26 protein-coding genes are annotated in these 26,459 nt (G+C 35.9%); 20 read left to right on the plus strand and 6 right to left on the minus strand.

Features of this window, described 5'->3' with window-relative positions:
• The first annotated feature begins 15 nt into the window (after positions 1-15).
• The 5 genes from ftsN to rraA all read left to right on the plus strand — a co-directional run bounded on the left by ftsN (position 16) and on the right by rraA (position 4,434).
• Positions 16-816, plus strand: a complete 801-nt coding sequence (gene ftsN / locus GWI97_RS01470) for a cell division protein FtsN (protein ID WP_036933290.1) — start codon at positions 16-18, stop codon at positions 814-816.
• A 112-nt stretch (positions 817-928) separates the two neighbouring features.
• Positions 929-1,459, plus strand: coding sequence for an ATP-dependent protease subunit HslV (hslV, locus tag GWI97_RS01475; protein ID WP_036933292.1), 531 nt, complete (start codon positions 929-931; stop codon positions 1,457-1,459).
• 12 nt (positions 1,460-1,471) lie between these two features.
• Positions 1,472-2,806 carry an HslU--HslV peptidase ATPase subunit gene (hslU, locus tag GWI97_RS01480; protein ID WP_036933293.1) on the plus strand — a complete coding sequence of 445 codons (1,335 nt, stop codon included), beginning with the start codon at positions 1,472-1,474 and terminating at the stop codon, positions 2,804-2,806.
• A 97-nt stretch (positions 2,807-2,903) separates the two neighbouring features.
• Entirely contained in the window at positions 2,904-3,821 is a 918-nt protein-coding gene (locus GWI97_RS01485) for a 1,4-dihydroxy-2-naphthoate polyprenyltransferase (protein WP_036933295.1), read from the plus strand.
• Positions 3,822-3,930: 109 nt separating this feature from the next.
• The gene (gene rraA / locus GWI97_RS01490) at positions 3,931-4,434 is read left to right on the plus strand and encodes a ribonuclease E activity regulator RraA (RefSeq protein WP_036933297.1); all 504 of its coding nucleotides are present in this window, start codon (positions 3,931-3,933) and stop codon (positions 4,432-4,434) included.
• Between the two features lie 82 nt (positions 4,435-4,516).
• Here the strand turns inward: rraA and zapB are convergent, their stop codons facing one another.
• On the minus strand, positions 4,517-4,759 hold the full coding sequence (zapB, locus tag GWI97_RS01495) for a cell division protein ZapB (RefSeq protein ID WP_036933299.1): 243 nt from the start codon (positions 4,757-4,759) through the stop codon (positions 4,517-4,519).
• A gap of 294 nt (positions 4,760-5,053) precedes the next feature.
• On the opposite strand from zapB, the gene GWI97_RS01500 reads away from it, so the two are divergent.
• A complete protein-coding gene (locus GWI97_RS01500; RefSeq protein ID WP_036933300.1) occupies positions 5,054-5,869 on the plus strand; it encodes an MIP/aquaporin family protein in 816 nt (271 codons plus the stop codon).
• A gap of 42 nt (positions 5,870-5,911) precedes the next feature.
• Positions 5,912-7,444: a glycerol kinase GlpK gene (glpK, locus tag GWI97_RS01505; RefSeq protein WP_036933303.1), complete on the plus strand. Its 1,533-nt coding sequence runs from the start codon at positions 5,912-5,914 to the stop codon at positions 7,442-7,444.
• Positions 7,445-7,545: 101 nt separating this feature from the next.
• Here the strand turns inward: glpK and emrD are convergent, their stop codons facing one another.
• Entirely contained in the window at positions 7,546-8,730 is a 1,185-nt protein-coding gene (emrD, locus tag GWI97_RS01510) for a multidrug efflux MFS transporter EmrD (protein ID WP_036933305.1), read from the minus strand.
• Between the two features lie 334 nt (positions 8,731-9,064).
• On the opposite strand from emrD, the gene fpr reads away from it, so the two are divergent.
• The gene (fpr, locus tag GWI97_RS01515; protein ID WP_036933307.1) at positions 9,065-9,811 is read left to right on the plus strand and encodes a ferredoxin--NADP(+) reductase; all 747 of its coding nucleotides are present in this window, start codon (positions 9,065-9,067) and stop codon (positions 9,809-9,811) included.
• 70 nt (positions 9,812-9,881) lie between these two features.
• On the opposite strand, the gene GWI97_RS01520 is transcribed toward fpr, so the two are convergent.
• A complete protein-coding gene (locus GWI97_RS01520; protein ID WP_036933309.1) occupies positions 9,882-10,313 on the minus strand; it encodes a DUF805 domain-containing protein in 432 nt (143 codons plus the stop codon).
• Between the two features lie 97 nt (positions 10,314-10,410).
• Here GWI97_RS01520 and GWI97_RS01525 point away from each other — a divergent pair, with 97 nt between their 5' ends.
• Together GWI97_RS01525 and tpiA are read left to right on the plus strand one after the other, a co-directional pair.
• On the plus strand, positions 10,411-11,046 hold the full coding sequence (locus GWI97_RS01525; RefSeq protein ID WP_036933310.1) for a DUF1454 family protein: 636 nt from the start codon (positions 10,411-10,413) through the stop codon (positions 11,044-11,046).
• Positions 11,047-11,152: 106 nt separating this feature from the next.
• Complete coding sequence (gene tpiA, locus GWI97_RS01530) at positions 11,153-11,923, plus strand: triose-phosphate isomerase (protein WP_161751811.1); 771 nt, start codon at positions 11,153-11,155, stop codon at positions 11,921-11,923.
• Positions 11,924-12,028: 105 nt separating this feature from the next.
• Here tpiA and GWI97_RS01535 read toward each other — a convergent pair whose 3' ends face one another.
• On the minus strand, positions 12,029-13,030 hold the full coding sequence (locus GWI97_RS01535) for a sulfate ABC transporter substrate-binding protein (RefSeq protein ID WP_036933314.1): 1,002 nt from the start codon (positions 13,028-13,030) through the stop codon (positions 12,029-12,031).
• A 259-nt stretch (positions 13,031-13,289) separates the two neighbouring features.
• A complete protein-coding gene (gene pfkA, locus GWI97_RS01540; RefSeq protein ID WP_036933316.1) occupies positions 13,290-14,267 on the minus strand; it encodes a 6-phosphofructokinase in 978 nt (325 codons plus the stop codon).
• 533 nt (positions 14,268-14,800) lie between these two features.
• Between pfkA and fabG the strand changes: the two genes are divergently transcribed.
• The 3 genes from fabG to GWI97_RS01555 all read left to right on the plus strand — a co-directional run bounded on the left by fabG (position 14,801) and on the right by GWI97_RS01555 (position 17,771).
• A complete protein-coding gene (gene fabG / locus GWI97_RS01545) occupies positions 14,801-15,556 on the plus strand; it encodes a 3-oxoacyl-ACP reductase FabG (RefSeq protein ID WP_161751812.1) in 756 nt (251 codons plus the stop codon).
• Between the two features lie 210 nt (positions 15,557-15,766).
• Positions 15,767-16,921, plus strand: a complete 1,155-nt coding sequence (locus tag GWI97_RS01550; protein ID WP_036933320.1) for a glycosyltransferase family 4 protein — start codon at positions 15,767-15,769, stop codon at positions 16,919-16,921.
• 67 nt (positions 16,922-16,988) lie between these two features.
• Positions 16,989-17,771: a glycosyltransferase family 25 protein gene (locus GWI97_RS01555; protein WP_036933322.1), complete on the plus strand. Its 783-nt coding sequence runs from the start codon at positions 16,989-16,991 to the stop codon at positions 17,769-17,771.
• A gap of 162 nt (positions 17,772-17,933) precedes the next feature.
• Here GWI97_RS01555 and cpxP read toward each other — a convergent pair whose 3' ends face one another.
• Entirely contained in the window at positions 17,934-18,467 is a 534-nt protein-coding gene (gene cpxP, locus GWI97_RS01560; protein WP_036933324.1) for a cell-envelope stress modulator CpxP, read from the minus strand.
• A 186-nt stretch (positions 18,468-18,653) separates the two neighbouring features.
• Here cpxP and cpxR point away from each other — a divergent pair, with 186 nt between their 5' ends.
• The 7 genes from cpxR (at position 18,654) to GWI97_RS01595 (ending at position 26,459) form a co-directional block, all read left to right on the plus strand.
• Positions 18,654-19,352: an envelope stress response regulator transcription factor CpxR gene (gene cpxR / locus GWI97_RS01565; RefSeq protein WP_023583423.1), complete on the plus strand. Its 699-nt coding sequence runs from the start codon at positions 18,654-18,656 to the stop codon at positions 19,350-19,352.
• Between the two features lie 12 nt (positions 19,353-19,364).
• Positions 19,365-20,744 carry an envelope stress sensor histidine kinase CpxA gene (gene cpxA, locus GWI97_RS01570; RefSeq protein ID WP_036933327.1) on the plus strand — a complete coding sequence of 460 codons (1,380 nt, stop codon included), beginning with the start codon at positions 19,365-19,367 and terminating at the stop codon, positions 20,742-20,744.
• 490 nt (positions 20,745-21,234) lie between these two features.
• Positions 21,235-22,404: a hypothetical protein gene (locus tag GWI97_RS01575; protein WP_161709925.1), complete on the plus strand. Its 1,170-nt coding sequence runs from the start codon at positions 21,235-21,237 to the stop codon at positions 22,402-22,404.
• On the plus strand, positions 22,394-23,542 hold the full coding sequence (gene wzy, locus GWI97_RS01580) for an oligosaccharide repeat unit polymerase (RefSeq protein ID WP_161709924.1): 1,149 nt from the start codon (positions 22,394-22,396) through the stop codon (positions 23,540-23,542). The genes GWI97_RS01575 and wzy overlap by 11 nt, the downstream gene beginning before the upstream one ends.
• Positions 23,535-24,320, plus strand: a complete 786-nt coding sequence (locus GWI97_RS01585) for a glycosyltransferase family 25 protein (RefSeq protein WP_161709923.1) — start codon at positions 23,535-23,537, stop codon at positions 24,318-24,320. Before wzy ends, GWI97_RS01585 begins: the two co-directional genes overlap by 8 nt.
• On the plus strand, positions 24,317-25,387 hold the full coding sequence (locus GWI97_RS01590) for a CDP-glycerol glycerophosphotransferase family protein (protein ID WP_161709922.1): 1,071 nt from the start codon (positions 24,317-24,319) through the stop codon (positions 25,385-25,387). Before GWI97_RS01585 ends, GWI97_RS01590 begins: the two co-directional genes overlap by 4 nt.
• On the plus strand, positions 25,380-26,459 hold the full coding sequence (locus tag GWI97_RS01595) for a glycosyltransferase (RefSeq protein ID WP_161709921.1): 1,080 nt from the start codon (positions 25,380-25,382) through the stop codon (positions 26,457-26,459). The genes GWI97_RS01590 and GWI97_RS01595 overlap by 8 nt, the downstream gene beginning before the upstream one ends.

The following is a 26,459-nucleotide window of genomic DNA, read 5'->3' on the forward strand; positions in this document are numbered from 1 at the left end:
TCAGCGAATCGAACTGTGGCACAACGAGACTATGTGGGACGAGGGCAGACATCTGCTCGTCGTAAAAAGACAACGAAAAGTAAAAATAAAAAGGCTGCTAAAGGGTTGCCTTTGACAACACTTATCGCGGCAATCGCAATTGTGGCGCTGTTTATCGGTGGCCTCTATTTTATTACGCATAATAAAAAAGAAGCCATAGAAACAGCACCAACAATCACTGGGCAGCATCCAGCGAATAGCTTACCGCCTAAACCGCAAGAGCGTTGGCAGTACATTAAAGAACTGGAAAATCGTCAGGTGGGTACGCCTTTATTGCCCGAATCTTCCTCTTCAGGTAGCCAGATTAATCCGAAAGCAACACTTTCACCTGAACAATTGAGATTTTTACAGCAAATTGAAGCAGATAAGCGTCAGCCGGCCGTTCAGTTACCTGAAGTCCCTTACAATGGGGAAGTTCCGCGCTCACAAGTGGTCGTAACACCACCGGCAACAACCCTACCTTCTGTGGTTCAACAACCGACACAGACTCAATCCGAGCAAGTGCCAGCCCCTGCAACCGTGACGCAACCACCAAAACCGGCTGTGGCTACAACGCATTTTTTAGTGCAATGTGGCTCATTTAAAAATACAGAACAAGCCGAATCAGTAAGAGCAACACTGGCTTTTTCCGGTATTGAAAGTCGAGTAACAAAAGGCAATGATGGCTGGATACGCGTATTATCAGGACCTTACAGTAAAGAACAAGCCAATTCAGTCAGTAAACAAGCAGCTGGCGCTGGCGTATCAGGTTGTATTCTTCGCTCTTCTGGGGGTTGAAAAATAAATTTTCTCCCCCACCTATAATTCTAATTCACATAACGGGCCGTGCTTTATCTCAAAGATAAGCACTTTCCGTCTCATTTTTATTGATTAAACCAGGGGCTGACTCATGACTACAATCGTAAGTGTTCGCCGTAAGGGCCAAGTTGTAATCGGTGGTGATGGACAGGCGACGATGGGTAATACCGTCATGAAAGGCAATGTTCGCAAAGTACGCCGTCTTTATAACGACAAAGTCATTGCGGGATTTGCTGGCGGCACTGCTGATGCTTTTACTCTTTTTGAACTGTTTGAACGCAAATTAGAACTTCACCAAGGGCATTTAACCAAAGCTGCGGTAGAGCTCGCAAAAGATTGGCGCACAGACAGAATGCTACGCAAATTAGAAGCACTACTTGCTGTTGCAGATGAAAATACATCTCTTATCATCACTGGTAATGGTGATGTCGTTCAACCAGAACACGATCTCATTGCTATCGGCTCTGGTGGTCCTTATGCACAAGCAGCGGCAAGAGCCATGCTAGAAAATACTGAACTTTCTGCACGCGAAATCGCTGAAAAAGCACTGAGCATCGCTGGAGATATCTGTATTTACACTAACCATAATGTCAACTTTGAAGAACTCTCTTCAAAAGAGTAAGGATTTGAGAGCATGTCTGAAATGACTCCTCGCGAAATAGCCAGCGAACTTGATAGATTTATTATTGGTCAAGATAAAGCGAAACGCGCTGTGGCAATTGCCCTACGTAACCGCTGGCGCCGTATGCAACTTGATGAAGCGCTACGCCATGAAGTCACCCCTAAAAATATTCTGATGATTGGTCCTACTGGTGTGGGTAAAACTGAAATTGCACGCCGTTTAGCAAAATTAGCCAATGCACCTTTCATCAAAGTTGAAGCAACTAAATTCACTGAAGTAGGTTATGTGGGTAAAGAAGTTGATTCTATTATCCGTGACTTAACCGACTCTGCGGTCAAAATGGTGCGTAGCCAAGCGATTGATAAAAACCGTTTCCGTGCTGAGGAAATGGCGGAAGAACGCATTCTGGATGCACTTATTCCACCAGCAAAAAATAACTGGGGTGTCGCAGAGCAAGCCTCTGAACCTTCTGCTGCTCGCCAATCTTTCCGTAAAAAATTACGCGAAGGCCAATTAGACGATAAAGAGATTGAAATTGAGTTATCTGCAACACCAATGGGTGTTGAAATCATGGCTCCTCCAGGAATGGAAGAGATGACAAACCAATTACAATCTATGTTCCAAAATTTAGCGGGACAAAAACAAAAAGCGCGTAAGATGAAAATCAAAGATGCGTTTAAGCTTATTGTTGAAGAAGAAGCCGCTAAACTGGTTAACCCTGAAGAGTTAAAGCAACAAGCCATTGATGCAGTAGAGCAACACGGTATTGTCTTTATTGATGAAGTAGACAAAATCTGTAAACGTGGTGGTCAAAGTTCTGGCCCTGACGTTTCTCGTGAAGGGGTGCAACGTGACCTCTTACCACTGGTCGAAGGTTGTACAGTTTCAACAAAACACGGTATGGTGAAAACAGACCATATTCTGTTTATTGCATCAGGTGCTTTCCAAGTTTCCAGTCCTTCTGATTTAATTCCTGAATTGCAAGGACGTCTGCCAATTCGCGTTGAGCTTCAAGCGCTGACAGCAGAAGATTTTGAGCGTATTCTTACAGAACCTAATGCATCGCTAACAAAACAGTATGAAGCTTTAATGGCAACTGAAGGGGTCTCTATTAGCTTTACTGAAGACGGTATTCGCAAAATTGCCGAATCAGCATGGCGTGTTAATGAGACAACTGAAAATATCGGCGCTCGTCGTTTACATACCGTTTTAGAACGCTTAATGGAAGAAATTTCCTACGATGCAAGCGAACGACAAGGTCAATCTATATTGATTGATGCAGAATATGTGAAACAGCATCTGGATGAGCTTGTAGCAGATGAAGATCTGAGTCGATTTATTTTATAATCAACTTGTGCGATCCTTATCAGCAATATTTACGTGGGAGGCTTGCCTCCCATTCTTATTTTTATAATAACAATGAACATGAGTATCGAATTTCAGCATGAGCTCTCTAAATTCCACTAGCCGGACACAAGCCTGGCTTGAAAGTTTACGACCCAAAACACTGCCTTTAGGGTTAATTGCCATTGTGACTGGCTCCGCATTAGCGTATTGGATGGGTCATTTTGAGCTACCTATTGCACTGCTTGCTATTTTGACGGCAGGGACATTACAAATTCTATCCAACCTTGCTAATGACTACGGTGATGCTGTAAAAGGCACGGATACAGAAGAGCGTTTAGGGCCACTTCGTGGAATGCAAAAAGGCGTAATAACGCCAGCTCAAATGAAAAAAGCCTTAATACTAAATGTCATCATCTCATGTATTTCAGGTATCGCACTGATTATTGTCGCATGCAAAAAACCAGAAGACGCCATTGGCTTTTTAGTGATGGGGTTACTTGCCATTGTTGCAGCCATTACCTATACCGTAGGCCGACGTCCTTATGGCTATATGGGATTAGGTGATATCTCCGTCTTAATATTCTTTGGCTGGTTAAGCGTAATCGGGACTTATTACTTACAATCGAATACTTTTGATATTGTTACCCTTCTCCCCGCCACAGCCTGTGGTTTACTTTCTGTTGCCGTCCTAAATATTAATAATATGCGCGATCTAGAAAGTGATATTCAAGCCGGTAAAAATACATTAGCCGTTCGTTTAGGCCCTTCAGGCTCTCGAACCTACCATACGTGTGTTATTTTTCTCTCTATTGCGTGCTTAATTATCTTCACACTTCTTTATATGCACCGCTGGACAGCATGGCTATTCTTACTCGCCACCCCCATGCTTTTACTGCATATTAAACGTGTTAATGCCGACCACTCTGGCGAAGCGATGCGTCCTTTACTTGAACATATGGTAAAAGCGGCATTACTCACTAACGTGCTCTTCTCTTTAGGTTTAATTTTAGAATAATTTAGTCCGATTGTTGATTTGACTCACTGAATTTTCAGTGAGTCTTTTGCCAACAGCCCCTGTTAAGGGATATACTGGCTCTTCCTGTGGCAACCTGACGTAATCTCCTATGAAATATGATACTTCTGAACTCTGTGATATCTATCAAGAAGATATCAATGTCGTAGAACCGCTTTTCTCAAACTTTGGTGGTCAAAGCGCCTTTAGTGGTCAAATCATCACCGTGAAATGCTTTGAAGATAATGGTCTGATTTATGATTTACTAGAAGAAAATGGCAAAGGCCGTATTCTTTTAGTTGATGGCGGTGGCTCTGTACGTAAAGCCTTAATTGATGGTGAATTAGCACAACTTGCCGTATCGAATGAATGGGAAGGCATTGTCGTTTATGGTGCAGTACGTCAAGTTGATGTATTGTCAGAACTTGATTTAGGTATTCAAGCGATGGCTGCCATACCTGCGGGTTGCCCGAGTGAAGGCATTGGTGAAAGTGATATCCGCGTTAACTTTGGCGGTGTTACATTCTTCTCTGGTGATTATCTTTATGCGGATAACACAGGGATCATTTTATCAGAAGAGCCTTTAGGCTTAGATGAAGATTTAATTGAAGATTAATTTTACTTTTATCTGCTTTCTTACGATTTAAGACACAAAAGCCACCGTCTGGTGGCTTTTGTATTTTTGGCTTAAAAAACCATTACTGTACGTCTTCCATTTTACCTAACAGTGCACGTAAACGCTCTTGCCAGCTTGATTGCTCTTGTTTTAGCTCTTCGTTTTCACGAACAAGGGCTTCGCGTGATCCTTTCGCTTCTTGAACTTCTTGGTTCAGCGCATCATTTTTTTCTTTTAGCTCTTCAATTTCCATCTGTAATAACGTGATGGTATCAATAGCCTGTTGTACTTTTGATTCTAACTTTTCGAAAACTTCAAATGACATACTGTAATCCCCCATATAATCGATACTTCCGATTGTAAGTAGCCTATCAACAACTGTCTAGCATCTTCCGTGGAATTACATTCTTTTTTCAATTTATCAAAAACACTGGTCAGATCACATTACAAATGTCGAACAAGTCACTAATTAAGAGCGTTTTCACTCATTTTCTTGATGAGACACACAAATTTCAATTTCGCTTATTCTCGTTTACGCTCATTAACGATAAATTTACAGTTATCTTTTCAATTCGAAAAGAATACTAACAATAAATAACCCTCTTTCAGGATAGAATATATGAGCCAGACGAAAACCTCTCTTATGGGTCAATGCATTTCTGAATTTATCGGAACTGCGTTGCTAGTCTTCTTCGGCCTCGGTTGTGTAGCTGCGGTACGTATTGCAGGTGCAGAGCTAGGACTATGGGAGATAAGTATTATCTGGGGGCTGGGTGTTGCCTTAGCCGTTTATCTTACCGCAGGCACCTCGGGTGCTCACTTGAACCCGGCAGTTACTGTTGCGTTTTGGTTATTCGCTTGCTTTGAACGCAGAAAAGTTATCCCTTATATTATTGCACAAATGTTAGGTGGCTTCTTTGCCGCAGCCATTGTGTACTTTATGTACTACAATGTTTTCCTCGACTACGAACAAGTTAATGGCATTGTCAGAGGCTCACAAGAAAGTCTCTTCACTGCTGGTGTATTTTCGACTTATCCTGCAGCTCAAATTTCCGTTGTACATGCCTTTTTTGTTGAAGTTATCATCGCCGTTATTTTAGTTGGCTTAATTTTAGCCTTAACTGATGACGGTAACGGTGTACCTAAAGGCCCATTAGCGCCTTTACTGATTGGTATTTTAATTGCTGTTATCGGTGGTGCATTTGGTCCATTAACTGGATTCGCCTTAAACCCTGCTCGTGACTTTGGTCCAAAACTGGTTGCGTACTTTGCTGGTTGGGGTGATATTGCGCTGACTGGTGGACGTGATATTCCTTATTTCTTAGTGCCAATGATTGCTCCATTTATCGGTGGTATCTTAGGTGCATTGGCTTACCGTAAATTAATTGGCCGTCACTTACCTTGCGATACCTGCAAAATTGAAGACGATAAATAATACTTAGAGCAAGATTGTTGATTATCAAAACAGGTTACTAACATGACAACAGAAACAAATACATCAAATACTGAAAAGAAATACATTGTTGCGCTTGATCAGGGAACAACCAGCTCTCGTGCTGTAGTGATTGATCACGATGCTAACATCGTCAGTATTTCACAACGCGAATTCACTCAAATTTATCCTAAGCCAGGCTGGGTTGAACACGATCCAATGGAAATTTGGGCAACACAAAGTGCAACCTTAGTTGAAGTCTTAGCAAAAGCAGATATTCCATCTGATCATGTCGCAGGTATTGGTATCACAAACCAACGTGAAACCACCATTGTGTGGGATAAAGAAACGGGTAAACCTGTCTATAATGCCATTGTATGGCAATGTCGCCGTACTGCCGACTTCTGTACTCGTTTAAAAGATAAAGAAGGTGTCGAAGAATATATTCGCCAAAATACAGGCTTAATGGTTGACCCTTATTTCTCTGGTACAAAATTAAAATGGATCCTCGACAATGTCGAAGGTGCTCGTGAAAGAGCAGAAAAAGGCGAGTTATTATTTGGTACTGTTGATACTTGGTTAGTTTGGAAAATGACGCAAGGTCGTGTTCACGTTACTGATTTCACTAACGCCTCACGAACAATGTTATTTAATATCCACTCGTTAGATTGGGATCAGAAAATCCTCGATCTGCTGGATATTCCTCGCAACATGTTACCAAAAGTAGTGCCATCGTCAGAAGTTTATGGCCAAACAAATATTGGTGGTAAAGGTGGTACACGTATTCCTATCGCGGGTATGGCGGGTGACCAACAAGCTGCACTTTATGGTCAACTTTGCGTACAAAGTGGTATGGCGAAAAATACCTATGGTACAGGTTGCTTCTTACTGATGAATACAGGTAAAGAAGCCGTTCGTTCTAATCATGGTTTGTTAACAACAATCTGCTGTGGCCCGCGTGGTGAAGTAAACTACGCCTTAGAAGGTGCAGTATTCGTTGGTGGTGCATCTATTCAATGGCTACGTGATGAATTAAAACTCATTGATGAAGCGACTGACTCTGAATACTTCGCGACTAAGGTTAATGATACAAACGGTGTTTATGTTGTTCCTGCGTTTACTGGCCTAGGTGCTCCTTATTGGGATCCGTATGCGCGTGGTGCTATCTTCGGTTTAACCCGTGGTGCTAACCGTAATCATATTATCCGTGCAACCTTAGAATCTATCGCTTACCAAACTCGCGATGTTTTGGATGCAATGCAAGCCGATTCAGGCGCACGTTTACAATCATTGCGTGTTGATGGTGGTGCAGTTGCCAATAACTTCTTAATGCAATTCCAGTCCGATATTTTGGGTACTCGTGTAGAACGCCCTGTTGTTCGTGAAAGTACAGCATTAGGTGCGGCATTCCTTGCTGGCCTTGCGATTGGTTTCTGGAATGATTTAGAGGAAGTCAGAAACAAAGCCGCTATCGATAAAGAATTCCGCCCTGGAATTGAAACCACTGAACGTAACTATCGTTATAACGGTTGGAAAAAAGCCGTTGCTCGTGCCCAAGAATGGGAAGATCGCGGTTAATTGCAGTAAAACAGGTTGAGAGAGAAGTAGCCTAGGCTACAAAACTAAAATGCCGAGATAAAAATCTCGGCATTTTTCATCTAATTTGCGGCATCGCTAATCTAAATAGTATGTTCTTCATGGCTAAAACGATGAGCCAACGGAAGCCAACAAAGCATAATAGCGACTGACATAGCGAACATAATCATGCCTAAGCTAAATTGATTATGTTGTGGTAATAAAGCGGAAAACCACGTTGCAACACCTGATCCCACATTTTGTAATCCCCCTACCAGCGCACCCGCAGAACCTGCTAGATAAGGAAATGGTTCCATAGCCCCCGTTGTTGCAAGCGGAAATAACATGCCTGCACCAAAGAAAAATAATGCAGCGGGTACCAGTAAAGTCCAAATATTAATGACATTTAGCCAACCAGGGATCCACATTAAAATACCGGCTGATAAACAACAAAAGACAGAGTGCCACATCAATTGCACAAAGGTTTTACCTTCACGACCAGCATACCAAGCACCAAAGAATGCTGCAGGAATAGGCAAAATAAATAATATACTGATAGTAATACTATTTAAGCCTAATACCCCGCCCATTAAGACACCACTCGATGCCTCAAAAACCGCAATACCAGATAAAGCACAAATCAGCATAATTAAAAATGCACTGAAGGTACTGTTTGAAAGCAATAAGTAAAATGATGACAGCATGTTACGTTTTTCAACTTGTACAGGACGTGTTTCTGGCATCCAGCGATACATACAAAACAGAACACTCGTTCCTAATAATAACAAAAAGATATAACACGCATGCCAACCAAAGAAGTGTGCGACGATGCCACCAATCATTGGTGCTAATAATGGACTAACTAAAACACCCATATTTAATAAGCTATTGGCATAACGTAATGCAGTACCTGTATATAAGTCACGAGGTTGTGTCCGTGTCATCACGCCCGCAACCCCTGTCCCCATACCTTGTAAAGTACTTGCAATAACCAATGTAGTTAAATTTTGTGAGAAAATCGCCACTAGTGTCGATAAACAAAAGATAGTCATCCCGACCAAAATCACAGGGCGGCGTCCTACTTTATCAGAGATAGGCCCATAAATGAGTTGTGAAAAACCATAAGAAAAAAGATAGGCGCCCATCACTTGCTGTACTGCACCGGTCGGCTCACCAAAGTAAACCGCCATATCCGCGATCACAGGCACATAGATGGTTTGCGTCATTTGACCCACAGCAACCAGTGCAATTATCAATAATAATAGATTTGCATGTTCTAACTTTCTCATTTCTTTTCTTTGCTCAGAAATTTCAAATAAATTAACAGACAGACGCACACCACAGAGAATTTATAAAAAATAAACTCTGCAAAATGTACACCTTTTAAGAATGAGACTAAGTTAACAAATTTGGAGAAATTTGCGAGATAGCCAGCAATTTTTGCATGACACCTAATGTCAGAGAAAAACACCATAGTTGTCAATATAAATGTACATATTGTGTCATTCATTGACAAAATTTCAGATAAATAATATCACCACATCATCTTGATAAATAAAAAATCACTTCCTACTTAGAATGAATAAGCGACATCAACGCATTTATCGTAAGGAGATAACCTCTATGGCAAATTGGGTGAATGGAAAAGTTATCCAAGTTAATCGCTGGACTGACTCGTTAATAAGTCTTGTTGTAAATGCCCCTGTTGATAAATTTACAGCGGGACAATTTGCAAAATTAGCATTAGATATTGATGGCGAACGAGTGCAACGTGCCTATTCTTATGTGAATGCACCGAATGATCCTAACTTAGAATTTTATCTGGTGACTGTACCCGAAGGAAAATTAAGCCCTAAATTAAGCGCTCTAGAAATAGGGGATGAATTACTTGTCACCGAGCAAGCCAGCGGCTTTTTTGTATTAGAAGAAGTACCTAGTGCTAATACCCTTTGGATGCTTTCTACAGGAACCGCCATAGGGCCTTTTTTATCGATTTTACAATTAGGGCAAGATCTGGATAGATTTGAGAATATCGTTCTTGTTCACGCAGTTCGTTATGCTAATGACTTAAGTTATCTCCCTTTAATGGAAAAACTCGTTGAACATTACTCAGGAAAATTACGCATTCAAACTATTGTTAGCCGTGAAAATCATATTGGCTCATTAACAGGTCGTATTCCTGCATTAATTGAAAGTGGTGCCTTAGAAAAAACCGTTGGCTTAACCATCTCCCCAGAAGAGAGCCACCTTATGTTATGTGGTAATCCACAAATGGTAAGAGATACCCAACAACTATTAAAAGAACAACGAGAAATGCGTAAACATTTACGACGTAAACCGGGGCATATCACCAGCGAACAGTATTGGTAATATGAAAAAGCAAAATAAATAAGGGCAATCTTCTCTTTTGCCCTTATTGGATTTATTTTAATAAAAAGTATTAACGCCAGCGACGGTAATTCACTTGCTCCGTGTGTTTACCAAAGTAGTTTTCACTTTGATTGCCAATAAACACACCGCAATCTAACAACATAATCATCCCGATAAAGGAAGGAAGAAAACGCCCCATCGCCCATTGCCAAAATGGTTCTAAACTACTTGTATCAGTGAGTCCCAACATCACTGCAAGTAAAAGCAATAAAAGCCATATTCCTCTTTTATTTCTATCGTGGAGTCTTTTGGTAAAAATCGCGCAAAAAGGGTAGAGAATAAAGAAGATCGATATCCACATTACGATAGCCGGTAAGGGATAAATCACTTCATTAATAATAAAAAGGCCCAAAAAAAGAGCAAAACAGACACCAAAACCGACCCAAAAATCACGACGCCCAATTCGCCCTTTGAATGAAAATGCCCAATGTTGTAAGGTCATAAATTCTCAATAATTTACTTAATGTGTGAATGACACTGTCCATTTAGTATCAAATAATACAGACTAGCCAATAACAGCACAGACAAACGGAGGACAGATGATAAAAGAAAGTACACTTTCTACGTTATACCTGATAATCATAAGCATTGCTCTTTGTTTGCCAACTTCCGTTTTCGCAACAGGGATGTCCGTCGCACAAAAGCAACCCACTAAAGATGATATTGCTTATCTTAAACAAGATGCACCTGTTTTTGAGATAACGATCCCTGAGCTACGAGCAAAGTTCAACCAACAAAATCCGTTATTATTTCTTAATGAATATAAAATTATCACCAACCATAATATTGCGATCCCACTTGTCAGAGCAGCAACTCGTATCACACCTTATCTTTACTCATCTGCAATATTAGAGCGTGGTAGTGAAAAAATTAAAAGCCTACAACTGACACTTATCCACACACCAGACTCACCTGAATTAGAAAAAATAAACCGTGAGATCACCACACAATACATTATCACTTTGGTCGCTCAATTTGACCCATCAATAACACCAACACAAATTCAAGAAGTGCTCGATTTGTTTGCATTTAAAAACCAAACACCCGCTTACATTAGCCATAACGTTGGGGCTATTCGTTACATTATTGCACATGAAGATGATAAATTAACGACCTTCGCCATTGAACCGATTAAGCTTTCTTTAAATAGCAAGATCGTTTCAGCTATTCCGTGATAAAAAACAAAGCTATTCTATTCAATGTTCTCTATACTGTTGTGCATCAACAGAATTCAAGTTTATTAGCAAACTAAATTTAAACCACTCGGTTGGAGGAAAAGTTATGCGCCATCCATTAGTCATGGGTAACTGGAAACTCAACGGTAGCATTCATATGGTTCATGAGTTGATTACTGCACTACGTAAAGAAGTTAGCGGTGTTGCAGGTTGTGATGTTGCCATCGCACCACCCGCAGTTTACCTATGCCAAGCACGCCATGAAATTGGTGGAAGCCGTATTGCATTAGGTGCTCAAGATACAGGTGTTAACTTATCTGGTGCTTTCACTGGTGAAACTTCGGCAGAAATGCTGAAAAACGTTGATGTTAAATACGTTATCATTGGTCACTCTGAGCGTCGTACTTATCATAAAGAATCTGACGAGTTTATCGCTCAAAAATTTGGCGTGTTGAAAGAGTTAGGTTTAACGCCAGTATTGTGCATTGGTGAAACCGAAGCAGAAAACGAAGCGGGTAAAACACAAGAAGTCTGTGCTCGCCAAATCGATGCTGTTTTAAATGCACACGGTGCAGCGGCATTTAAAGATGCCGTGATTGCTTATGAACCAATCTGGGCTATCGGTACAGGTAAATCTGCTACTCCAGAACAAGCTCAAGCTGTTCATAAATTTATTCGTGATCATATTGCGAAGAAAGATGCCGCTATCGCTGAACAAGTTATTATCCAATACGGTGGCTCTGTTAACGATAAGAATGCAGCTGAACTATTTGGTCAACCCGACATTGATGGCGCATTAGTCGGCGGTGCTTCACTAAAAGCTGATGCATTTGCCGTTATCGTTAAAGCAGCAGCACAAGCGAAAGCGAAAAAATAATTTTTATCTTCCCGGCTTATACCGTTAAAGGATAAAAAATAGATAAAATCACCTTACTGAATATAAACCAGAAGGTGATTTTTTTGTTTTTCGCTTTATTACACATCAACGACGACTAATTTCATCAAATACCCCCCCTGTCGCAAAATGTATTTTCTGCGCAGATTGCCAATCACCAAAAACCTTATCAATAGTAAATAGTTCGAGTTTTGGGAAAAGGCTTTGGTATTTTTCAGCAATCACTTTGTCTCTAGGGCGATAATAGTTTTTTGCTGCAATCTCTTGCCCTTGTGGTGAGTAAAGATAATTTAAGTAAGCCGTTGCAATTTCTCGCGTTCCTCGTTTATCAACCACTTTATCAACAACAGATACTGTAGGCTCTGCAAGAATAGATACGGATGGAGTAACTATCTCAAATTGATCTGCCCCTAATTCATTAATTGCTAATAAAGCCTCGTTTTCCCATGCAATCAATACATCACCAATACCTCGTTCAACAAATGTATTTGTAGCGCCTCGTGCACCTGAATCTAGTACTTCAACTTGCTGATAGAGCGCTTTCACGAAGGCTTTTGCTTTTTCGCTATCTTGATGATTGGCTTTTAATCCATATCCCCAAGCAGCAAGATAGTTCCATCTTGCACCACCAGACGTTTTAGGGTTTGGTGTAATAATGGAGATCCCCGGTTTTATCAGTGAGTCCCAATCCGTTATCTGCTTAGGGTTTCCTTTTCTCACCAGAAAAACAATTGTTGAAGTGTAAGGTGCTGAGTTATCAGGTAATCGAGTTATCCATTGCTTATCAAGATTTCCCCTTTGTGCAATCGCATCAATATCATAGGCAAGCGCTAATGTCACAACATCTGCGTCTATACCATTGATAACCGATGTTGCTTGCTTTCCTGATCCACCATGTGATTGACGTACTGTGACTTTATCTCCTGTTTTGTGTTCCCAATACTGGCTAAATGCTTGATTATACTGTTGATACAGTTCCCTTGTCGGATCATAAGAGACATTTAATAATTGAATATCTTTAGCCCATAGATTATTAGAAAAAAGTAATGCGATTAAAGTCGTTGATACTAAACCCCATTGTTTAAACATGTCTATCCATCCCCTGTCGTTAAGTATTTAACTAGGCTGACAGAAAGTTTTATAACGATGAAATAACAAAAAACTGATTGATATACACAACGGGAATATAACTATTAATACAAGGGATGTTAGAAAGAATTGAAGAAGAATAGGATTATAAAATGAAATGTTTTCACTCGAGAAGCTACTCTGACACATCATGTATCAGAGCAGTTCGCGAATAAGGATAGCACTCAGAAAGACTTGGGTATTACGAGAAATCTATTAACTAATACAGTTTTTTCGCTGTTTCATACCAATCGGCTTTAAAGACACGTTTCATATTCATAACCGCATCAATAATATCATGGTGAACCAGTTTTTCGTTTTGAATACCTACGCAACGACCACCGTAACCTTCTAATAGCAGTTGAACAGAGTAAGCCCCCATACGAGAAGCAAGAATACGGTCATAAGCGACAGGAGAACCACCACGTTGAATATGACCTAATACTGTTGCACGTGTTTCATGTTTAGTTTCAGCTTCAATAAAACGAGCTAATTCATGCACATCACAAACGTGTTCTGTGATTGCGACGATTGCGTGGCGTTTACCACGTTCAATACCCGCTTTGATTTCTGCGAGCAGTTCGTCACGATTAAATGGTAATTCGGACTCAGGTAGAACAACAAACTCACATCCCCCAGCAATTGCAGCAGATAGCGTTAAATCACCACAATAGCGTCCCATGACTTCCACGATAGAGATACGTTTATGAGACGTTGAGGTATCACGTAAACGGTCAATGGCTTCAACTGCCGTTTCTAATGCTGTAAAATAACCGATTGTGTAGTCAGTACCCGCTACGTCATTATCGATTGTGCCTGGTAAACCAATACATGGAAAACCTGCTTCCGTCAGTTTTTTCGCACCAAGATAAGAACCATCACCACCAATAACCACTAAGGCATCAAGCTCATTTTGTTTCATGTTCTCGATAGCAACAGCACGCACATTGTCTTCACGGAATTCAGGGAAACGAGCAGAACCAAGGAACGTACCACCGCGGTTGATCATATCTGACACGCTAAAACGGTCGAGTTTTTTCATGCGGTTTTCATACAGCCCCATATAGCCATCAAAAATCCCATAAACCTCTAAACCTTCACTTAGTGCGGCACGAACAACACCACGGATCGCGGCATTCATTCCGGGTGCATCACCACCACTTGTTAAAACCCCAATTCTTTTGATCCCATTGACCATGATTACCTCTGATTCTTATTCGATGTAATTATTGCAAAATTGTTGGAATAACTTTTTATTTCAATACCGGCTTATCTGGTGTTATTTTCCGATATTGTAAATGCTGAATTGATTCAACAATACCATTGTACGCATATTTTTTACCAGTTCATCATTATCGTACATTTTTTTTCATAAACTTGATGCGCATTAAATTAATCAGATAGCCTGTATAAAGTTTAGACTAGCTTATCTCAAATGTGTTTCACTAATAAGTTAACACTTTTTATACAGACAATTTACTGCCTTTTTGCATTCACCTCAAAAAAACACTATTTATGCTAAAAAATAGCATCCGCGTATTTTGATAAATATTCCGTTTTCCCTGATGCAATGTTCTATCTGGTATTTATCTCTCTATTTTGTGATGTCATCCTTTTAAAGAAAAAAATGATCTAAGGTACATTTGTGACCCACTACAAAGTTTTCTGGTTGATTTACCGTTTTTCAACCTAGACTGATACAGTAGAACTCATACTATCATAGGAGGTTTTATGTTTGATTTAACGGGTAAAATCGCTTTGGTTTCAGGTGGTGCAAAAGGTATTGGTAAGGGTATTGTCATCGCCCTAAAAAATAGTGGCGCTAAAGTAATTATTGCGGATATTGATGATGTTGCTGGCAATAAAACAAAACAAGAATTAAATGTTGAATTTATGCACCTTGATGTCACTAATCAATCTGCCTGTGAAACAGTGATTGATGATGTCGTAAAAGAGTATGGTAAACTCGATATTCTTTGTTCCAATACGGGTATTTTTCCTCAAGCAACCATTAAAGAGATGACCGAAGCGGATTGGGATAAAATGCATACTGTTAACCTTAAAGGTATGTTCTTTTTAGTGAAAGCTGCACTTCGTATCATGGAGAAACAAAAACAAGGTCGCGTGATTATCACGTCCTCCATTACGGGAGCAATCACAGGCTATCCAGGTTGGAGCCACTACGGCGCAAGTAAAGCAGGTCAATTAGGCTTTATGCGTAGCGCAGCACTAGAATATGCTCGCCACGGTATTACGATTAATGCAGTGATGCCGGGAAATATCCTCACTGAAGGCTTACAAGCCCAAGGCGAAGCCTATTTAAATCAGATGAAGGCTTCTATCCCAACGCATACTTTAGGTGAGCCAGAAGATATCGGCTACGCCGCCGCCTTCTTTGCCTCCAATGAAGCAAAATATATTACAGGCCAGACAATTATCGTCGATGGCGGACAAATTTTACCTGAATCTCCAGAAGCATTGTTGTAGGTCAAGATAAAAATCATGTAGACTGGTGCGATATATTTTCGCACCTTAAAAATATAAGAATATGATTTGTGATTTCTGGGTCATTTCAATTTGCTCTCTACTACAAATTACTCACACTCACGAATAAAATACATCTCCTACATAAAATTTACAAAATTATATTTTTATATTAAAAGATTATTTAATCTCTCAATTATGAGCTCTACAATCATGAATACAAAAAATAAGCGTAAAATTAAAGTTGGCCTTATCGTTGATGAGTTTTTTGGAGCTGCAAATACTCGCTTTGGTGGATATGGGTATTTAGCTAGATATTACATTGCTAAATATCTAAAAAATGAAGAATTTGAATTCGATGTTTTATTAGGTAAAGGTAAAAGTCACTTTTTTGCTGAAAAAACAATTGTTGATGGTGTAGCGCTGTATAAACTTCCTCGTAGAAAATGGTTTACTCAACAATTTTTAAAAAAGAAAGATTATGATATTTACTTCAGTGTTGAACTTACACACGATAATGTACTAAAGAATGAATTAGATCCATCTAAACGACTAATTCTTTGGATACAAGACCCTAGACCTATGTATGAATGGGATGAAATTTTTACAGTAAAATTAATTCCAGAAACATCTTACTATAATCAAAAAATCTATGACCTTGTTCACTCTTGGTACAAACAAGGAAGAGTGCGGTTTATTACTCAAGCTAAGTGCCTTAATCAAAAAGCCATTGATTTATATAATTTAGATAAAAATGTTCCAATTGATTTTGCTCCAAATCCAATTGACATTGACTATAAATTCGACGTTACAACTCACCCTAAACAAAATAATGTTGTTTTTTTAGGACGCATTGCATCCGTTAAACGAGGTTGGATTTTCTGTGAAATTGCAAAAAAAATGCCTGAATACAATTTCTATGTTTTAGGTAAAATATTTAGAGCTGATGACAAAAATCATGACATCATGTCTGAATATGAAAAAATTCCTAACCTTCATTTTGTAGGCCATGTCGAAGGAGAAAAGAAAAATAAATATTTACGCGATGCAAAAGTACTAGTTAATAGCTCTATTCATGAAGCACTACCTGTTTCATTCCTTGAAGCCTTATCTTTTGGGACATTACTTGTTAGTAATAGAAACCCCGACGACTTAACATCTAAGTTTGGTATCCATGTTGGTGAGGTGCTAGGTAATGGTTTTGATAAAGTAGACCTATTTGTGAATGCAGTTAGAGAACTTATTGAGAATGATGAAAAAAGAAAAACGTTATCAATAGAAGCCATTGATTACGTCAAAAAAATTCACAGTGTTGATGATTTCATAAAAAATACACATGCAATCATCAAAGATGAGCTAACAAAATAAAAATCTAACTAGGGGAAATAATACTTTTATGTTTCCCTTAAGATATTACTTATATAAAGAATATTACATGAATAATTTCATAATTAGCTTAAAAGATAATAATGAAAAGAGACGTAAACATATATCTAATCAATTTAATTCAAAAAATATTCCATTCTTATTTTTTGATGCTATAAATAAGAATAACTTAGATACTTCAGAACATTTAAATATAAGCTTTAATAATCCTAATTTAACTGCTGGAGAAAAAGGATGTTTTTTAAGTCATATTTTTTTATGGAAAAAAATTATTGATGAAGATATTGATGTGGCTGGAATTTTTGAAGATGATATTTACTTAGGAAAAAATTCTGAGAAATTGCTAAGTAATTATTCATGGGTGAATAAAAATATTGATATTATAAAAATTGAAAAATCCAATGATAAAATAAAAACATCCATTAGACCAATAAAAAAAATCATGAATATTCAAATTGTTAGATTAAAAAGTCGACACTTAGGTACTGCAGGATATATTATCACGAATAAAGGTGCTCATTTTTTATTTGATAAAATCGCTCAAAAACCTATTAAGAATCCAATAGATCATGAGATATTTAATGATTTATTAATAGACAATAAATATATTGTTGGACAAACTATGCCTTGTTTATGTATACAAGATTTTGTTTTAAATAAAAATGATAATAACTTTCCTAGTATTTTAGAAGATAATAGAATTCATCGCGTTATACATAAGATAGGAAATAATAATAAAATAATACGAGAACTATCTAGACTAAAAGAACAAGTTTTAGATTTCACACTAAAAAACACAATAGAAAGAAAAGTATATTTTCACCTAAAATAGAATTGATATAACTAAAAATATAACGGACAAAAAAAAGCCCCTCTCCAGAGGGGCTGCAAAAGACAGGGATGGTGTCTATGGCAAGGAAAAAACTTCGTTGTTGCTACTTACTCTCTAACTAGGTACTGCTGTACTACACTCTTACTTACTTCATTACGGATTCTATTGACCTTGTTGATCAAAATCTGACATTCGCTGCTGGTAATTCTTTTCCAACTGCGCTTTCTGTTCTGGGGTTAATAACTGATACATTTGATTATGAACTTTCGCCATTTCAACATGACGCTCAATCGCTTGTTTGTCCATATCTTGTATTTGTGCTCTAACAGCCGCTTCATCAAATTGAGGTGCAGTAACTAATTTATGCATATTCTCATGACGTTGACGGTAGTTTCCGTTATATCTGTCTTGATGATGCTGGCGCATTAAATCACGCATCTGAGTACGTTGTTGCTCTGTTAATGTAATTCCGTTAAACATACGAGATTCACCATAATTGCGATCCATCATATGTCCACGTTGTCCGCGGTGACCTCTATAATCACGGTCGCCATGCATACCATAGCCATAACCGCAGTGATAATTACCATTATATTGTTGCTCAGTAGGCGGATTGGTATTTGCGGTTTCAGCTAATACTACCGTCGGAGCTGCCAAAAACATTGATGCTAATGCAACTACTGCTACTTTACGCATTGCTCTTACTCCTAAACTCGGCGATTAATACCGACCTAATTAATACTACCTAAATATGTGTAATTCTTTGCTATGTGGATTACTATACCGTTACGGCTGCAAACTAGCGTCAGAGCGTGTAAAAGAACGTAAAGTCATAGATTCGCGCTATTTATTATCGTATTTTTCTCTTGGAGGAATTGACGAATGCATAAAATCTTATTAGTAGATGACGATCGCGAATTAACATCGCTATTGAAAGAACTGCTTGAAATGGAAGGCTTTAATGTTGTAATCGCCTCTGATGGCGAACAAGCACTTAAACTTTTGGATGCTTCTATCGACCTGTTATTACTGGATATTATGATGCCACGTAAAAACGGGATTGAGACACTCAAAGAGTTACGCCAAAATTTCCAGACACCTGTCATTATGTTAACGGCAAGAGGCAGTGATCTTGACCGAGTGCTCGGCTTAGAGCTTGGTGCTGATGACTATTTACCAAAACCTTTTAATGATAGAGAGCTTGTTGCTCGTATCAGAGCTATTTTACGTCGCTCTAACTGGAGCGAACAAAAACAGACTGATAGTAATACATCTCCAACATTACAGGTTGATAAACTACAACTTAACCCTGGCCGACAAGAGGCGAGTTTTGATAATGAGCCGTTAGAGTTAACGGGAACTGAGTTTACCTTACTTTATCTTCTTGCTCAGCATTTGGGCCAAGTCGTATCACGCGAACATCTCAGTCAAGAAGTGCTTGGTAAGCGCTTAACACCTTTTGATAGAGCGATTGATATGCATATTTCCAATTTACGCCGTAAATTACCAGAAAGAACAGATGGACAACCGTGGTTCAAGACGTTACGTGGCCGTGGTTATCTGATGGTTTCAATAACTTGATAAATATTCTTTATGATAAATAGTCTGTCAGCGCGTATTTTTGCAATATTCTGGCTGACGCTAGCATTAGTTCTTATGCTAGTTATGATGGTTCCAAAGCTGGACTCGCGCCAGCTTACCCCTCTTTTAGAGAGTGAGTACCGTCAAGGTGTTATGCTAGAACAACATATCGAAGCGGAATTAGCGCAAGATCCCGCTAACGATCTCCTTTGGTGGCGTCGATTAATTCGTGCCATTGATAAATGGGCCCCTCCTGGCCAGCGTTTAATTATCGTAACCAGTGAAGGACGTATTATCGGCGCTCAACGTAATGAAATGCAGGTTGTCAGAAACTTTATTGGCCAATCTGATAACGCCGATCATCCTAAAAAGAAAAAATATGGTCGTTCTGAGATGTTAGGGCCATTTTCAGTAAGGGATGGTGAAGATCATTATCAGCTTTATCTTGTACGTCCATCAAGTAGCCCTCAATCTGACTTTATCAACTTATTATTTGATAAACCGTTATTGCTACTCATATTCACTATGCTTATTAGCACACCGTTATTAGTGTGGCTTTCTTGGAGCTTGGCAAAACCGGCAAGACAACTTAAAAACGCAGCTGATGATGTTGCGAAAGGTAATTTACGCCCTCATCCAGAGCTAGAAACCGGCCCACAAGAGTTTTTAGCTGCTGGTACTAGTTTTAATCAGATGATAAGCGCACTCGAACGCATGGTTGAAGCACAGCAACGTTTAATTTCTGATATTTCTCATGAATTACGAACTCCATTAACACGCTTACAATTAGCCAGTGCATTGTTACGTCGCCGCAACGGAGAAAGTAAAGAATTAGAACGCATTGAAACTGAGACTCAACGCCTTGATGGGATGATTAATGACTTATTGGTGCTTTCACGTAATCAATATAAAAATGAGTTGTTACGAGAAACTGTAAAAGCAAATGAGTTGTGGGATGATATTTTAGATAACGCTAAATTTGAGGCTGAACAGAGTAATAAGACATTACAAGTGACAACACCTCCAGGTGCATGGCCTATTTACTGTAACCCTTACTCACTCGCTAGCGCATTTGAAAATATTGTTCGTAATGCCTTACGTTATTCAAATTCTCGCATTGAAGTTGCATTCACAGAGCAAAATCAAGGCATCACCATTATTGTTGATGACGATGGCCCAGGTGTTAGCCCTGAAGACAGAGAGCATATCTTCCGACCGTTTTATCGCACTGACGAAGCAAGAGATCGCGAATCAGGTGGTACAGGCTTAGGATTAGCGATTGTTGAGACAGCAGTAAGTCAACATCGAGGCCATGTTAAAGCCGATGACAGCCCATTAGGTGGGCTGAGAGTAGAGATTTGGTTGCCGAGGGGAAGTGCCGGTAATAAATAGCCAATAGCCTAGATAGAGTAATTAAACTGTTGTATCAAAATATCCTGCCATCTATTGAAGAATAGGTGGCATATTCTTTTTGTTAGCATCTAATGATGCAATTCAGAATGATCTGGCTGAATCGACCGCTATTCCGATATTTATATATCTACAATCAATGCTAAAATACCCAGCTATTACTTGACCGTCTGGTTTGAAGAGTCTACTCTCAGTGCGGTTTTTCGCATATTGTTAAAATGTGCTTATATAACAAAACTCTTATATTACAAAAAGATAAGGGTTTTTCGAGATAAGTTTTGGCGCTCTGGGGGCCGTAAACCCAGTGCGGTAGCTATGTATAATTATTACTAAAAATATGAAAATTAGTACTTCAGCACAAATAAAAAGTGGATTTATATATAAAATATTATTTATATTTCTAACAACATTAAATGCATTAATAGTTATTAAAATACTTCCTAGTGAACAACTAGGTGTTTGGTATGTATTTATGGCAATTCAAGCATTTATTTTAATATTAAATAATGCTTTAACTCCCAATATTACCCGACAATTTTCCATTGGTGTAGCAAAAGCTAATATAGATATAATTACCTACTGTAATTTAATAAGAAGAATATATATATATGTAGCTATAATTATAGCAATCTTATCTATATTAATCCTCTTTTTTTATTTAGAACCAACGTTACATATTTTTTCTAAAAAATTAATTTTTTTAGGGTGGGTATTCCTTATAATATCAATATTATTTGAGGTCTACTATTCACTATATGAATGTGCATTAAATGGCTCAGGATTATTTAAAGAAACCAATAAAATTAATTTTATTTCTAGAATAATACTGACCATTTTGACACTATTTATTTTATTAGAAAATCAAAAAGATGATATAAACTTAACTTTATTTTGTTTGTTTTATTTTTTATCTAATATATATAAAAGAATAAAAATAAAAAGACTATTTTTTTCAACTTTCAAAACTAGTAAAAACACCGCTCTAATAAAAGAAAGTATATATAATTACCATTCAAACAAAAAAATGCTATATTATCTTGTATATTTATCTTTTATATCAAGCGTAGGAGGCATACTTATTACAAAAAGTTCTTTATACATATTACCATATTACTCTAATCTTGAAAGCATAGCATCATATGGTTTAACTTATCAACTATTTGAAATGGGTTTTAATATTATTTTTATATTAACAACAATGCTAACCCCTATGCTTGTTAATTTATATTATCATCAATTTGAAAAAATAAAATCAATCTACTTTAAGCTTAAGTATTTCTCACTTTTAGCATATGTAATAGGTTGCATTTTTATATTTTATATGGCCACTCCATTATTAAACATATTAAAAGTAAATACTTTAATATTAAATCAAAAACAACTTTTCTTCCTATCTATAGTATTTATATTACAATTAAATCATAGTATATCAGGCCATATATTAACGATAGAAAATAAAATTCCTTTTGCTTATCCATCTTTTTTTAGTGGTTTAATTACACTTATTTTATCCTTAATTCTAATACCTATTTATCATATTGATGGTGCAATTTACTCTATATTAATTTCACAACTAATTTTCAACAATTGGTTTTGGCCTTTGAAATCTTATTTCTTTGTAAGAAAAAAACATGAAATTTAAAATAATACTTATATTTATAATATTTGAAATTATTAGCCTAACATACATTGTAATTGCAGGTGAATATAATGGAGACTACCTTCATCGCAATATAAAAAACCCTATTTATATAATACTTATTATTAATATTAGCATTATATTCTTATATCTCTTATATTATTTTTTTTGGCAATTACTTGATAATCTATGTAGTAGAATAAAAATAAAAAATTTCAACACACCTAATTTAAATATTTTATTTTTTATTTTATCTATTCTATACTTATTTTTTTACATCAGAACTGGTGTAGGTAAGCCTGGCAGTGAAAATATAGAATTAACGCTACTTGATAAAATCATTTTTCTTCCGATAATTATAAGTAAATTCAATTTTTTAATTTTTATTTATTCGGCTGCAAATAAATATAAAACAAAACTTTACTACCTCACATTAATAATATTTTTAGTTACAGAAATCCTTAGGGGAATTTCATTCCCTCTACTTATTATTGGAATTTTAGAATCTAAAACTATCTTTAATAAATTAAGAAAAATAAATCCAATAATAACAATAACCTTACTTATTTTATTTATTAATTTGATTTATAATTTAAAATATTATATAAGGCTAGATGATTCATACCAATATCTTAATATACTTACAACACTATCTATGTTTGTAGGTAGATTGAGCCTAACATCAAATTTGAGTTATTTAATTGAACATATTCCATCTATTAGCTATATGATTGAATCAAATTTTAATTACTCATCAATTAATGAGTTTTTAGAAAAGCTAACTCCGGCACCAAGTATATTTGGTATACACGAAAAGGTAATAGAGTTTGGGAAATTAATTTTTTATTATAACTTTAATCACTTAGGGAGTGCAACTGCTTCCTCCGTTATTGGGATTATAATGATTTTACCAGAACAAATTATAGCGATCGTTATAATATTAATTAGCTCAATAGTATTTATTAATATTATAACGAGATTATTATACTCATCTTATCAACAAAATTGTGTAGCATTCATAATTATGTTCTTGACTCTCTATCAGGGTTTTTGGGGACTACTGGCTAACTACATCTATGCACTTACATTTTACTTATTTATGTTATTAGTATTGAAAATATTTGGTGAAAAAAATGTATAACTATAAAATAGTAACATTATCCTTAAAAGATGCCTTGCAAAGGCGTGATAATTTCGAAAAAAATTTTTCACAACGTTCATCTTTAAAATTTAGTTTCTTTGACGGTATTTATGGAAAAGATATTCCGAATATAGAATTAGATAAAATTTACTGCTCATCATTAGCAAATGAGAAAATAAAAAGAGAATTAACAAAAGGTGAAATTGGCGCAACCTACTCTCATTACTTAATTTATAAAGAAGCATTAGAAGATAATGTTGACTATATTATTATCTTAGAGGATGACTCTTATATTAATGAAGACTTTGATTCAATAATTAAAGATCTAATGTATAAATTAAGTCCTGAAGAAAATTCAATAATTTTTATACAACAACATACTTTAAATGATAAAGTAATACTAAGCAAAAAACCCAGAATAGAATTTAATAATAAATATAGTTTATATAAACTATTAGGTAGCTCTCAATATTTTGTAGGCTCATATGGTTATATCGTAACAAAAAAAGCTCTAACTCAATTAGTTAATTCATATCTACCTATATATTGTGTTTGTGACCATTGGTATTTTATAAAAAAGAAATGTAATATAAATAACTTTTTTGCATTAAATAATTATCTAGTTTCCACAAATGAAGAAGAGGTAAGAAAAATAGACAGTTTTATAAATAAAGAAAGATCAATCTTAATTAAAAATAGGTCTATTTCAATCATTGCCAAAATGAAAATAAAAATAAAATATTATGCTCTTAGATTATTTAATAAGGATTGGGAATGATTTTAATTAAAAAAATATTTTTTTCAATAATTATTCTATTTAAGATTATTATTTCATTTTTGATTTATCCATTTTTCTCTAATAAGTATAAAAATACTATTCTTATTGGCACAAGAAATGGTGAACCGGGATACGACAATGGAGAAATTCTTTTCGAATACCTAAAAGAATCTGGCGAAAAAAATTATTTTTTAATTTATAAAAACATCTCATCTAAAATTGATGGGATTTTAAAGAAGAATAGCATTCATAGTATATTAAGAATAATAAGCGCTAAATATATATATATTACTCATTCTGAGTCTGATATTTTGAGTTATCTATGGAGAATTTTCAAATATAAAAAATATATTTTTATCCAACATGGTGTTATTGGTATAAAATGTCTTCCAGAATATCAGAAAAAAAAATACTTTAAATATATATCTAGTAATTTGTATGAAACAGAAGTTTTTATCAATCATTTCAAAATAGAAAAAAACAAAATAATTCAATCAGGTTTAGCTAGATTTGATAAATATTCTGTTAATAATCAAGATATTTGTGAAATAAACTCATGCTTGATTATGTTTACATGGAGAAAAAAAACAACTTACCATAATAATATTAATTACAATAAAATAGTTTCCATGTTAAGGAAAAATAACCCAAACATAAAAATATATATAACCAACCACAATATGTCTAAAAATTTGCCCAATGAAATAGAACATATAACTTACGTCAAAAACACTGAATTACCACACATAATAAAAAACACTGATTTATTAATCACTGATTATTCTAGTATATCATGGGACTATCTTTATCAAAATAAATGTATTTGGTTTTATCATTATGATCATAATAGATACATGGCTGACGAAGGAACTTATTGTAATTTTGCCTCATTTTTTGGTTACCAAACCCATGAGAATAATCTCACGGATATAGATAATATTATCGATGAAATAATTAAATTTAATAATATAAATAATACTATTTTTCTAAAGAAAAACTTCTTTTATTTACATAATGAAAAAAAACATATGAAGACACTTTTACAACAAGTTGAAAAATATGAATAACATATTAGTCATTGCGACAGCAGCGAGAGCGGGTGGAGCACTTAGCATCTTAAAGAAAACCATTTCAGATGCTAAAAAAACAACTGAAAAATATACCTTCTTAGTTGACCCATCAATCAAAAACACTTTAGATAAATCTGATAACATTGAATATATAGGAATAAATACAAAAAATTGGATTAAACGAATATATTTTGATATTTTTGGTTACTCAAAAATAATAAAAAATTCAACTTATAATATTTGTCTCAACTTACAGAACGTCCCAGTTCGAATAAAAAATATTAAACAATATGTTTACTACCATCAATCATTACCACTTATTAGATATAACTTTTTTAAAAAAGATAAAAAACTATGGCTTTATCAAAAATTTTATTTATTTTTTGTTAAAATAAATATCAGTTATGCATATAAGTTTATCGTACAAACCCAATGGATTTATAAAAACTTATATACAAAAATTAATTTTCCTTCAGAGAAAGTAGAAATAATTGAGCCTGTAATTAATATAAATAAAGATTTAATAAATACTAAACTTTACGACCCTAATAAGAATATATTATTTTATCCAGCAGCTCCTTATTTTTATAAAAATCATATTGTAATTATACATGCGTTATTAAAAATACCTGAATCTTATTTAAGAGAAAATAATTACTTATTGATTTTAACAATCACAGAAAATGAATATGTAGAAATATACAAAGAAAATATTCCTAGCTCTTTAAAAGAATTTATCAAGTTTTTAGGTAAAATTAACAATCAAGAAGTGCACCATTATCTCAATATAAGTAAGGCATTACTGTTTCCAAGCTATATTGAGACATTTGGGTTGCCTTTAATCGAAGCAATGAATCATGGTTGTTTTATCATTGCATCAGATTTAGAATATTCCTATGACACATTAAAAAAATATAATAATAAATCTCTATGTTCAAATGATAACATTGAAATGTGGGCTAATGAAATTAAAAGTTTAATAGAAAAAAACAAAATTCAATATATAGATAACTCTATAAATCTTAATAAAGATATTATAAACTTTATAATTAATGATAATAAGGATTAA

The organism is Proteus sp. G2300 (assembly GCF_009915965.1).
GTDB classification, from domain to species: domain Bacteria; phylum Pseudomonadota; class Gammaproteobacteria; order Enterobacterales; family Enterobacteriaceae; genus Proteus; species Proteus vulgaris.